This is a genomic window from Pseudomonas benzenivorans (genome assembly GCF_033547155.1).
Classification (GTDB): domain Bacteria; phylum Pseudomonadota; class Gammaproteobacteria; order Pseudomonadales; family Pseudomonadaceae; genus Aquipseudomonas; species Aquipseudomonas benzenivorans_B.
On the sequence record NZ_CP137892.1, the window covers coordinates 2,630,687 to 2,640,086 of the forward strand.

Sequence of the window (9,400 nt, forward strand, 5' to 3'; positions counted from 1 at the left end):
ATGCACGATAAATTTCAGCAGCTCATGCAGCACCGCGAAGCCGTTGTTTATGCGCGCAGACACATGATCATCAGCGCAGCACGCCGAGAATCAGGACTCTCAATCCTCGAAATACTGAACCTGCACTCCCCCTTTCATGGCGTCAAAAACGAGTACGAGGCAAAGAGATTTGCGCTCAAATCCCCAGAGCTTGAAGCAATCCTCACGCTGAAAGTGTGCGAAATCTACTGGCAAAACCCGACAAGGACATGGCTCAAAGACTTCGAAACCATGCTGATCGATCTGCCGCTTGAGCTGATTCTGAGTCAAAGTTATGAGCCAAACCATGCCTGATTATCTGACGCTCTACTTCGAATACGAGCTGGAGTTTGGCAGCAAAAGAGCCCAAAGCTTGCTGTTTGTGTCCGAAGATCTGTCACTAGAAGACGTTATTCGAGAGGAAATGGCCGCTGAATATCTACGAAACCCAGAGAAAAAGCACCTGGCCAAGTATCTGCGAGAACAGCTGGAGGGGGATTTGGGCTTATGAGACACCCAGCGGTTGTAAATGAGCTGGAATTCGTTGAGCTATGCATGTGTGTTTCACGCGGGTATCTGCCAGAGCGCGAAATTCCAGAGCTTTTTCTAGATATTATTCACGCAATGCTTATTGAATTTGGCGTCGAGAGATTCGACAAAAGAATGCGAATCAATGATGCAATTGACGAGCTTTGCAGGCATCTAGAGAAGTACCCGGAAAAGACCCATTTGCAGGTGTTTCTGCGCATGAAACTTGAAAGAGATCTTGAGCTATGAGTTTAGTACCAACAGACCTTTTTAGCTTTGAGCGCAAACGCCAGAGCCATGAAGTCAGATACAAGATCGACTACATGTGCGAGCTGCTGGACGACTATCTTGAGACCTTAATCAGCGCAGAAATTCACTTGCTGACAGTTAAAGTGACGCACGACGATATCAAGATCAGCTTTCAAGTTCCAGATGACGAGCCCTACTATTCTTTTATCAGCTTCGGTAATGCCTTGATGTACATGCGAGCAGTTATTAAACGAAGCCGGCGCATCGATCTGAGAGAGAAATACACTGAGAATTTATTGGCTTCGGAGCTTGGCCTATGACCGTCCAGGATCTGATCAATGCCCTTCTTTTGCTACCCAAAGATACGGAAATCGTTGTAGAAGGCTATGAGAATGGCTTCGATGCCGTGCACGAATTGCAGCAAATCCAGGTCGTGCAGGTGAAGAACCCGGAAGATTTTAATGGCCAATATCAGCTTGAGTCTGACTTAAATAACCATGGATGGTATCTCACGACAGAGCAAAAACAGGACATTACAGAGACGATTCAGCACGGAAAACGTATTAATGCCGTGCTAATTCGCGGGAAAAGGGGGCAGTTGAGATGACTAGGGCACTGAACTCCGATGAAGCAAAGTTCCTGCTATTTACAATTGAGCACAGGCACAACTCCAAAAAAAAGAAGAAATATTTTGCGGATTACGGGGAGATTAATATCCGTGCCTACTTCGATTTCATTAAAGAATTCGGGTATCACAACACTCATGATAAGCAGACTTTCGCTGAGTTTCGCGATGTATTAGCCGACATCTATCTGCAAAACCCAGAACGCCAGGAATACGCCGTCTATTTGCGCTCAAAATTAGAAGACGATCTCAATATCTAGCGCAGAAATCGCTACTTCTAATACCTCTGGAGAATTGAATGCTAGTCAGCACCAAGCTAATTTTAGCTACCCTTGCGGCTATTTTGGCTGTCATGGCGTGTAGCTTTATCAGTAGCCATGCATTTTCAGCGCAGAAGCGCATCGACAAGCAGGGAATTGTTGGCTCCTGGGTCGACAAGGCAGGTGGCTCCACAACGGCTATTGAGCGCAATGGCGACACCTACAAACTGGTCTGGATTGCTCACGGCGGCTATCGTACTGAATTCCCACTGCTCCGTCGCGGCGACAGACTGATGAAGAACGACCCACTGGGCATTAGCTACGAGATCAACGGCGACAGCCTGGACATCTACGACAACACCGGCTTCATCCGTTCCATTGGGCCACTGCCGGAGAGCTAACCCACAGCTCCCATAGCCTCAATAAGCTCATCCCATAGCTCTCCATTGATGCAAAACAAGGCATCAGGACTCTGCTTTAGCGCGTAGATCTGCATCTCTTTTGTCTGCAAATTGTGCGGAATATGACGCAGCGCATACCAGTTTTGGCGCAGGGCATGCCAGCAAACCTCTTCTGTCTTCATTGAATCTGGCAGAGAGCGCATGTAATCGATGATATCAATTGCTTTGTCTGTCACGCTTTTTGCGCTCCAGAATATCTTTCATTATTTCAACGGCATTCTCGGCTTTGATATCGCGGATGAGCGGATAGCCCTGTTCTCTGAGCTTTGCCATGTTTTCTTTAATGGTCTTTTCTTTCGAATCTTGAGTCATGTGACTGACCTGCATTTTAGATTTGAGCGCAAAACTGTAGCTCAAGAACGATAGCAGACGACAGATTGCTGGGCAATATTTGACGGCAAACTAGTTTTGGGTATGTTCGGGGTTTGAGGATTGTTTGAATTAGGGCTCATTGAGATAATAAGAACATAACAATAACAACAAGTGAGTTTTAATATGGATCTAGGTATCCCTTTGTCGACAAACGAAACAAACCCAATTAAATATATTTATGAGTACGTAAAAGCCAGTGATAGTGTCGGTGCAATATATAACGCAGCGACGCAAATGTCCGAACCATTCGCTCTGGAACAAGACGAATATTTCTCTTTCTTCGTACAGGCTTGCGATGACTTTATTAGCCTATTCCCTGGATTAGAGTTTCCGGAGCCACGTAGATTCCTGCGCTTCGAATACGTGTTAGTTGACCCGTTAGCTAAAGAATACATAAATAACCCCAGCAAAAAACACCTAGAAAAATATCTGGAACACAAGGAAGTATTAACACAACAAGCAGAGACCCTTTTATCTGATTTGGGAATAAAAGATCTTGCTGATGATGTTGACTCTGAGATAGGAGTATTTATGGATATTATTAATACTGGCATCACTGAGAACGATCTTAGAGCTAAGCTTGGGGAGATATACTTACACAACCCTGAAAAAGATCACTTGAGAAAGTACGCAAAAGCGGAACTCATGAAAGATCTTGGAATGTAAGCCCCTCGCGGGGCTTTTTTATTGGAATCAAACCGAGTTTCACAAAGCCAGAAGAACCAAAGCCCAATACCCACCAGCCCTTGTTGTTCGAAACTGTAAAAGTTTAAAACATACCCAAAACTAGTCACCTGTCTATATTTACAACTCCAAGGATGATAGTTAATCTATACATAAGAGTTGAGAAACACTCTAACAACAAGAAAAGGTGACCACTATGTTTAACTCTACTACTAACAACATCTTCAACACTGCCCGCAAAGCCCTCGGCGAAGACACCCTTAATAGCCTGATCATCAAAACCTCAGAAGCCCTGGCTGACGTCAAGATTGAAGGCCGTGGTAATGCCCGCGAACAGCTGGGTTTGAGTTCAAAAAACGTTGGCCGCGTAATGAAGCTGGCACGGTTTAAGAAAGTTTCAACCGGGATTGGGGCTCATAACTATCGCATTATGTTTCCAGCTGGCTTCGTGGAGACGCTGAAACAAGAGATTCTTAAAGCCGCTATGGAGTCTTACACAAAGAATCCGAGCCGGGAAGTTGCGGAACTGTTCTTAGATAAGAGTTTCCTGGCGTAATGAAAGACGGGCCCGCTGGGCCCGTTTTCTATTGTTGGAGCTTAATTCTAGGGTGAATATGAAATGAATATACGCGATCCTGAAACAAAAATGGCTATTGCCGAAGAATATATGCGCGAATTTAACATCAGCAAAATGGATCTAGTTGAGCAAAACATTGAGCCTGGTCGCTTCATTATTGACACATATGACGGCCTTGATATTGCGATTATGCGCTCAAGAAAGCTGACTAAATTCATGATCGATGGCCTGGCAAAGCTTTACATTCAAGATCCGAGCAAAGCTCATCTGCGCATGTATGCAGAACTACAGTTAGAGAGTGACCTGGGAATGTAAAACGGGCCCGCTGGGCCCGTTGGTTTGGGTTTTTCTGGTTTTGAAAAACTCTTACTAAACCATCTCCGCCGATATCCTATCCCTGTTGTCCTCGATATTGAACTCAGGGCGAAGAATCGAGCGCCTTTTCAGCTCATTCAAGAAGTCTTCCTGGCTCAAATCACCCAGTGTCCTTGCTTGAACCAGGGCCGAAATCTCTTCGGTAGACGCGTTAATTCCATAGTCTTTATGCACAGAAACCGCAAAATCTGGCTCGGAAATCATATTGAATTTGCCGATTGTGAACATGGTTTTCTCTAGTGCCGCCTCTAAATTGCTGGCGATCTGAGCAACTTTGTTGTTGTTTTCACCTGCCCTTAAGGCCCTACCAGTCGCCGTTTCTGTAGCCCCTCCGTTCTGCAACATCTCAAGCCCCGCACGCATCATCTTCGACTCAAGATCGACGATTGACTGACGACCCGCATTAATCGAAGCCCCTGAAATCTCGACCCACTTAAGGTCACTTCCTGGCGGAGCTATGATTGCGTACTCAGATCCAATTGCAATTTCATCATCTTCCGGAATCCCTGTTCCAAACAGGAGAGGTACTTTTGCGACGTGCAGGATATGAGACTGGTCGCTACTCTCTTGCCAATGCTGGACATTCAGGTATGCCAAATTCATCAGCGGCGGATCGGCAAAGAACTCACCCGGTGCCACAGGCCCAGCATGCACAGCAAACACCGGGATGAAATCAAGTGGAAACTTATTGCCTGCCGTTACAGAACTGTACTTTCCGCCGTCACTTTCTTCCCATAAATCCCATGTAACCACCTCTTTCTCACGCTTAAAAACCCTTACACGCCCCAGCTCTTTGACATCAAACTCGCCATCTCGCACTGTGATTTTTTCTGCAATACGGAAGTAAGTAAGCAATCCGTCTTCGTCCAGATCGTAATCAAGAACCGAATCCATGCTGAGATTGTAGAAATAAGGCCGCCCGCCAGACTCAGGGGCATCAACAAGAATCAAGCTTGTTCCGTTCCAACACGCATCCTCGACGGCATTAGCACCGACTTGAACAGCCGAAGTGCCCTTGCTGTCAGATCGCTTCAAATAATCGTCGGCCAGCTCCTGGTTCTTCGCTGACGTGAAAACGTATGGCTTGGCATGTGGCTTGGCGGTGTGGCTTTCGATAGTTTCACGCATGAAGTTAGCGAAAGTAGACCTGGCAATACGCCTTTTGTACGAAGTAGGATTTTCTTTAGCCTCTCTGGGCAAATACTTCTCACCAGCCTCCCGCATTGTCTTAGTTCCGCCCCTAATTGCCCTGATCATCTCCCGATCTTGGTACAACTGAGTCATCTTTTTTGAACGATCTTGTACTGCCATGACGTGCCTTTATTATTATTTTTAGTGGCTTATTAGTTATTATAATGCCTGCGCTGGCACAGAATCGGACTTAAATAGAAACTTTAATGCCCATATTCTGTTTGCGCTCAAACATATTTGTTGTCAAACAGCTTTAGAAAACACCGGCTTTCACGCTAGAAGTAGGACGCTTCCAGGTAAGGCGATAAGCAAGGGCGTCCCAGGCGTGGTCATCACCACCCTTTTTAACAGAATCTGGCTCATCCTCATCCCGGTAAAGCTCTGGCAAAGTCCTAATTAAGAACCGGCAATTAGTAAAGAAATATATGTGCGGCCTTTCGGGATTCTGGTCAATCGTTGACTGAAGTCTGTCATACATTATCTGTGCGCTTGTTACACGAGAGCCGCTTGACTTGTCTGACGTTACGAACGTTATTCCGCTAGATGCTAGATCCTTCCCCAAAGTGGGAGCTGTGCCATTATCAACTCTAGCGCCGTTATATATTTGATTATCTGCTGGCCCCGGTGAAACCTTTGGGTGATTTTTAAGTATCTGATTCTGTAATTTCATCTCTCTTTCTTTAAGCCTGAATCCAACTTTACTGGCAGACATTTCAAGGCCAAGGTTTCTCTTAACTTGTTTGCCATCCGGCGTTAGAGGCGTTCCGTAATCCTCTCCGACAACAATCAAGCTTCCTTTTGGTGGGCAGAATGGCTTACCGTTTATCATGACCGTTTCACCGTTTGCTTCTGCCGTCCAGAGGCAACAGAACGGTGTCGATGACCCCCAGTCAAAAGACCTAGAAACATGCCAGTTAGCTGGTATTACAAAAGGCTCCATTAGGAGTACGTCTCTATCCCAAACCTTGGCAAACATGGCAGTGTCATCTACAACTTCCCAATTCCCGTAAAGCCAGCTTTCTCGAACAACCGGATCTGAAATACTCATCAGCCAGGCTTTGTAGCCGATATCTACATATGAGTTCTCAAAGATAGTTCCGAAGATAGCAAGCCTTTTCCACTCAACCTGAACGTCGTTGCCGTCATTGTCCTTTAGGGTTTTAACGGTCGATTCTATTTGCCCGTTTCGTTTGCCATCAATAAAGCGCTCTTTTACCCATGCCTTCCCGATACCCCATGGGTTAGTCATGGCCCTTACTTGCTTTGGTGGCATTAGGGGCTGTCGCTTTGTAGGCTGGTACGCAGTTCTTAGTGTCGACAAGAGCTTTTCGTATATCTCGTCAGTAGCCCAGGTTGTAAGTTCATCGAAGCCGATGTATGTATATTGCTGCCCGTGAAACTTGGCTTCGTACTGCTGCGGCTTTTCAATGAACTGAAAAATCAATACTTCGCCTGTAGGAAACGTCCATTCGCGCTTGGAAATATTGTATTTAGCGCCAGGAAATATCCTAGGAAATAGCTTGTGCGACTCATTGATCAGGTCATTTAGTGCCGAGCACTGGCGACGAATAATCACACCACGCCAGTATTGCCCCCAGCCCTTGCCAACATGCTGACCGAACCCCATGAGCAAGCAGACGCTTTTGCCGTTGCCGCGAGTACCATGAAAAAGAACTTCATGAACCAGGCTGTTCGGTTGCCCAACTGCTAAGAAGAGTTCTTGACTAGAAAGCCCGCCAGTCTTGCTGCGCGTTGGTTGCCACACCACATTTCGAGCCGTTCGGGATCTGCGCCTACGTATTTCAGCAATCTGTGCAATTTCAGCGGCCATTCTCGACCCCTGATTTGATGTCAAATCCTTCTTTTGATAGCAAAATTAGGCAATCAACAACGCACTCGTAATCAGCAACAAACATTGTGGATGTGACGTTTGTACTTGGGTCATGGATAAGTTTGCCGTCAAAAAAAACCTGATGGATAACACCATGCCTGTTCATGACCTGAACAATTGCTGGACGCCCAAGGCGCTCAAGGATTTCTGGGTTTTGGGCTTGGATTGAGATTCCGCAAGCTTCACTGAACCCAGATAGCGGGATGTATGTAGTGATTAAGCCATGGCTAAAAAGAATGCTGGCAGTTTCCTGTATCGTCACGCCAGAAAAGGCACGATTCTCACCATAAACCGAGAGCGCATAGTCATAATCAGCGCCAAGAAAGTTAGCTAGCGTTGCAATTCCGCAGTCGGTTTTAAGCTGTTGTTTGATCATTTAGAGCCACCTTCTGACTCCGATTTGGCTAGCTTTAATGCTTGCTCTTGTTGTTCTATTGCGATTTTCTCGATATCTGAGTCATCTGAAAGCGCTGATGTCAGAGCAATACCAGTTGTATTATCCTCAACCCCTTCGTGCTTAATCGTTACTTCCTTGCGATTCCAGTCACCAAACTCCTCCGGCATGCGCCTAGATAGTAATCTCGCCGCTGCGTTTGCATCACCTTGCTTAATGGCCTTCATAACAGCGTCTATTGCAGGCTTGCAGGACTTGGCTTTAGCAATGTCAACGCGCTCCAAGAACTCTAGTAGTAGCGCCTCATCTTTCGTCAATTCCTCTTCAGGGATTTCCATATCCTCCAGTTCTTTGGCTATTTTCTGCCAATAGAAAAAAGTGGACGATGGAATGCCTGCACAACCGCAAGCGATCTTTATGCTTGTTGTTTGCGAGATATATTTCTCAAGATCAGATATAACCTTACTGGTTAGCGCTCTAACGGCCATCAGTTACTCCAAAAACCTGATGCCGTACTTTGCGATCATAAGAGAGTCTGAGATGCCGTCTTTTACAGCACGGTTCCCAGACTTATTCTTGCGCCCATAAATTTCTTCGGCCTGAAAAACCTCGTAAGCTATTTCAGCAATCTGCTCCTTAGAAAGTCCCGAAAGCATCTGATATCCACGCCATTCTTGCGGTCTTGCGTAGATAATTTGTCTGCAATTAATCTCAGCAATGGCTCTTGCTACGCCAAAGCTGTCACCGAAATTGAACATGGATACAACGCCTTGTCCTGGGCGAGCGCCGACCTTCTCGACAACAGTAAGGTCAATTTGATGATCTTTAAGGATGGAGTTAAGTGTTTTTGGACAAACGCGAGACTTGCCGTCATCAGTTTTCACTGTCGGCATGTGATAACAAGCGATGAGATTTAATTGCTCGTCGATAATTGAAAGGCCCCCGGAGAGGCCTGGATCGATCCCGAGAACTTTGCGCATGGCGTTCTTCTTATTATTATTTGTATTGCTTTAATCAGTATATCACGATGCGATTAGCTATTTTGTTTTCGCTTTAACTCCTCTTTAAGTGTTGGTAGCCCCTTGCCAACGGTTTTAATCAGCTTGAGGAAACGCTCAGACTTCCTAAATTGCTCTGTCTCCCCTGCATAGCAGTAATCAAACCCCTGCTTTGTGCACCATTCTTCTAGGGTCATTTTCGACCCATCTTTCCGAATGTAGTTAGTCCATGGGCAGATGATGTCGCGACATTGCAGAACGAAAACAAAGTGCACATTCCATTGTTTTGCAACTTGCTTGTACTTCCCGGCCTCTTCTAGGGTTCGGATGACACCCTTGATTTCAAAGATAATGCGGTCGTTTTCAGAGCAGATATTATCTGGCTTGTACTTGTGCTCAACTATGTACGGGATCTTGTAGTCTTCGGGTTCGCGTTCAAGGTCAGATAACCCTCCAAAATATTGCTCGGAAAGTTCTAACCAACTTGCGAATGGACGTGGGTATGGAGGGAGATCGCGGGCCTTCTGAAAGCCTGGTGTATCTTCTGGCAATGAAGTACCAATCATCACTGCGTTGTAAGCATTCCAGTCAATTTTTGACTGGTAATCGAGGATCTCTGCGCATAGCGACTTGAGTAACGAGTGATCGATTTCTTTGTAGCCGTCTTTTTTCTTAAGTAAGTCAGCTACTGGGCCGGTTAAGCATAAATCGATCAGCGAAATTTTTGGTGGATTGGTAGACATGGAGATCTCTTTTTTTGTTGTTTTGGATCCTCCG

Annotated in this window: 18 protein-coding genes; 10 read left to right on the forward strand and 8 right to left on the reverse strand. The window is 45.8% G+C overall.

Going from position 1 to position 9,400, the window contains the following annotated elements:
• The 7 genes from SBP02_RS11900 to SBP02_RS11930 are packed head-to-tail and all read left to right on the forward strand — an operon-like array spanning position 1 to position 2,081.
• Complete coding sequence (locus tag SBP02_RS11900) at positions 1 to 333, forward strand: hypothetical protein (protein WP_318641990.1); 333 nt, start codon at positions 1 to 3, stop codon at positions 331 to 333.
• The gene (locus tag SBP02_RS11905; RefSeq protein WP_318641991.1) at positions 326 to 529 is read left to right on the forward strand and encodes a hypothetical protein; all 204 of its coding nucleotides are present in this window, start codon (positions 326 to 328) and stop codon (positions 527 to 529) included. Before SBP02_RS11900 ends, SBP02_RS11905 begins: the two co-directional genes overlap by 8 nt.
• The gene (locus SBP02_RS11910) at positions 526 to 795 is read left to right on the forward strand and encodes a hypothetical protein (RefSeq protein WP_318641992.1); all 270 of its coding nucleotides are present in this window, start codon (positions 526 to 528) and stop codon (positions 793 to 795) included. The genes SBP02_RS11905 and SBP02_RS11910 overlap by 4 nt, the downstream gene beginning before the upstream one ends.
• On the forward strand, positions 792 to 1,115 hold the full coding sequence (locus SBP02_RS11915; RefSeq protein ID WP_318641993.1) for a hypothetical protein: 324 nt from the start codon (positions 792 to 794) through the stop codon (positions 1,113 to 1,115). Before SBP02_RS11910 ends, SBP02_RS11915 begins: the two co-directional genes overlap by 4 nt.
• Positions 1,112 to 1,402: a hypothetical protein gene (locus SBP02_RS11920; RefSeq protein ID WP_318641994.1), complete on the forward strand. Its 291-nt coding sequence runs from the start codon at positions 1,112 to 1,114 to the stop codon at positions 1,400 to 1,402. Before SBP02_RS11915 ends, SBP02_RS11920 begins: the two co-directional genes overlap by 4 nt.
• A complete protein-coding gene (locus SBP02_RS11925) occupies positions 1,399 to 1,680 on the forward strand; it encodes a hypothetical protein (protein WP_318641995.1) in 282 nt (93 codons plus the stop codon). Before SBP02_RS11920 ends, SBP02_RS11925 begins: the two co-directional genes overlap by 4 nt.
• Positions 1,681 to 1,718: 38 nt before the next feature.
• Complete coding sequence (locus SBP02_RS11930; RefSeq protein WP_318641996.1) at positions 1,719 to 2,081, forward strand: hypothetical protein; 363 nt, start codon at positions 1,719 to 1,721, stop codon at positions 2,079 to 2,081.
• Here the strand turns inward: SBP02_RS11930 and SBP02_RS11935 are convergent.
• Both SBP02_RS11935 and SBP02_RS11940 read right to left on the reverse strand, forming a co-directional pair.
• Complete coding sequence (locus SBP02_RS11935; RefSeq protein ID WP_318641997.1) at positions 2,078 to 2,317, reverse strand: DUF4116 domain-containing protein; 240 nt, start codon at positions 2,315 to 2,317, stop codon at positions 2,078 to 2,080. The two genes, SBP02_RS11930 and SBP02_RS11935, sit on opposite strands and share 4 nt — an antisense overlap.
• Positions 2,298 to 2,453: a hypothetical protein gene (locus tag SBP02_RS11940; RefSeq protein WP_318641998.1), complete on the reverse strand. Its 156-nt coding sequence runs from the start codon at positions 2,451 to 2,453 to the stop codon at positions 2,298 to 2,300. The genes SBP02_RS11935 and SBP02_RS11940 overlap by 20 nt, the downstream gene beginning before the upstream one ends.
• 183 nt (positions 2,454 to 2,636) lie before the next feature.
• Here SBP02_RS11940 and SBP02_RS11945 point away from each other — a divergent pair, with 183 nt between their 5' ends.
• The 3 genes from SBP02_RS11945 to SBP02_RS11955 all read left to right on the forward strand — a co-directional run bounded on the left by SBP02_RS11945 (position 2,637) and on the right by SBP02_RS11955 (position 4,089).
• Positions 2,637 to 3,179, forward strand: coding sequence for a hypothetical protein (locus SBP02_RS11945; RefSeq protein ID WP_318641999.1), 543 nt, complete (start codon positions 2,637 to 2,639; stop codon positions 3,177 to 3,179).
• A 214-nt stretch (positions 3,180 to 3,393) separates the two neighbouring features.
• A complete protein-coding gene (locus SBP02_RS11950; protein WP_318642000.1) occupies positions 3,394 to 3,753 on the forward strand; it encodes a hypothetical protein in 360 nt (119 codons plus the stop codon).
• A gap of 63 nt (positions 3,754 to 3,816) precedes the next feature.
• Positions 3,817 to 4,089 carry a hypothetical protein gene (locus tag SBP02_RS11955; protein ID WP_318642001.1) on the forward strand — a complete coding sequence of 91 codons (273 nt, stop codon included), beginning with the start codon at positions 3,817 to 3,819 and terminating at the stop codon, positions 4,087 to 4,089.
• A 54-nt stretch (positions 4,090 to 4,143) separates the two neighbouring features.
• Here SBP02_RS11955 and SBP02_RS11960 read toward each other — a convergent pair whose 3' ends face one another.
• The 6 genes from SBP02_RS11960 to SBP02_RS11985 form a co-directional block, all read right to left on the reverse strand.
• The gene (locus tag SBP02_RS11960; protein ID WP_318642002.1) at positions 4,144 to 5,460 is read right to left on the reverse strand and encodes a DUF4055 domain-containing protein; all 1,317 of its coding nucleotides are present in this window, start codon (positions 5,458 to 5,460) and stop codon (positions 4,144 to 4,146) included.
• A gap of 133 nt (positions 5,461 to 5,593) precedes the next feature.
• A complete protein-coding gene (locus SBP02_RS11965) occupies positions 5,594 to 7,171 on the reverse strand; it encodes a terminase family protein (RefSeq protein WP_318642003.1) in 1,578 nt (525 codons plus the stop codon).
• Positions 7,161 to 7,607, reverse strand: a complete 447-nt coding sequence (locus tag SBP02_RS11970; RefSeq protein WP_318642004.1) for a hypothetical protein — start codon at positions 7,605 to 7,607, stop codon at positions 7,161 to 7,163. The genes SBP02_RS11965 and SBP02_RS11970 overlap by 11 nt, the downstream gene beginning before the upstream one ends.
• Positions 7,604 to 8,113 carry a hypothetical protein gene (locus tag SBP02_RS11975; RefSeq protein ID WP_318642005.1) on the reverse strand — a complete coding sequence of 170 codons (510 nt, stop codon included), beginning with the start codon at positions 8,111 to 8,113 and terminating at the stop codon, positions 7,604 to 7,606. The genes SBP02_RS11970 and SBP02_RS11975 overlap by 4 nt, the downstream gene beginning before the upstream one ends.
• Positions 8,114 to 8,116: 3 nt before the next feature.
• Entirely contained in the window at positions 8,117 to 8,605 is a 489-nt protein-coding gene (locus tag SBP02_RS11980) for a RuvC family protein (protein ID WP_318642006.1), read from the reverse strand.
• Between the two features lie 53 nt (positions 8,606 to 8,658).
• Positions 8,659 to 9,366: a PDDEXK family nuclease gene (locus SBP02_RS11985; RefSeq protein WP_318642007.1), complete on the reverse strand. Its 708-nt coding sequence runs from the start codon at positions 9,364 to 9,366 to the stop codon at positions 8,659 to 8,661.
• Positions 9,367 to 9,400: the final 34 nt, after the last annotated feature.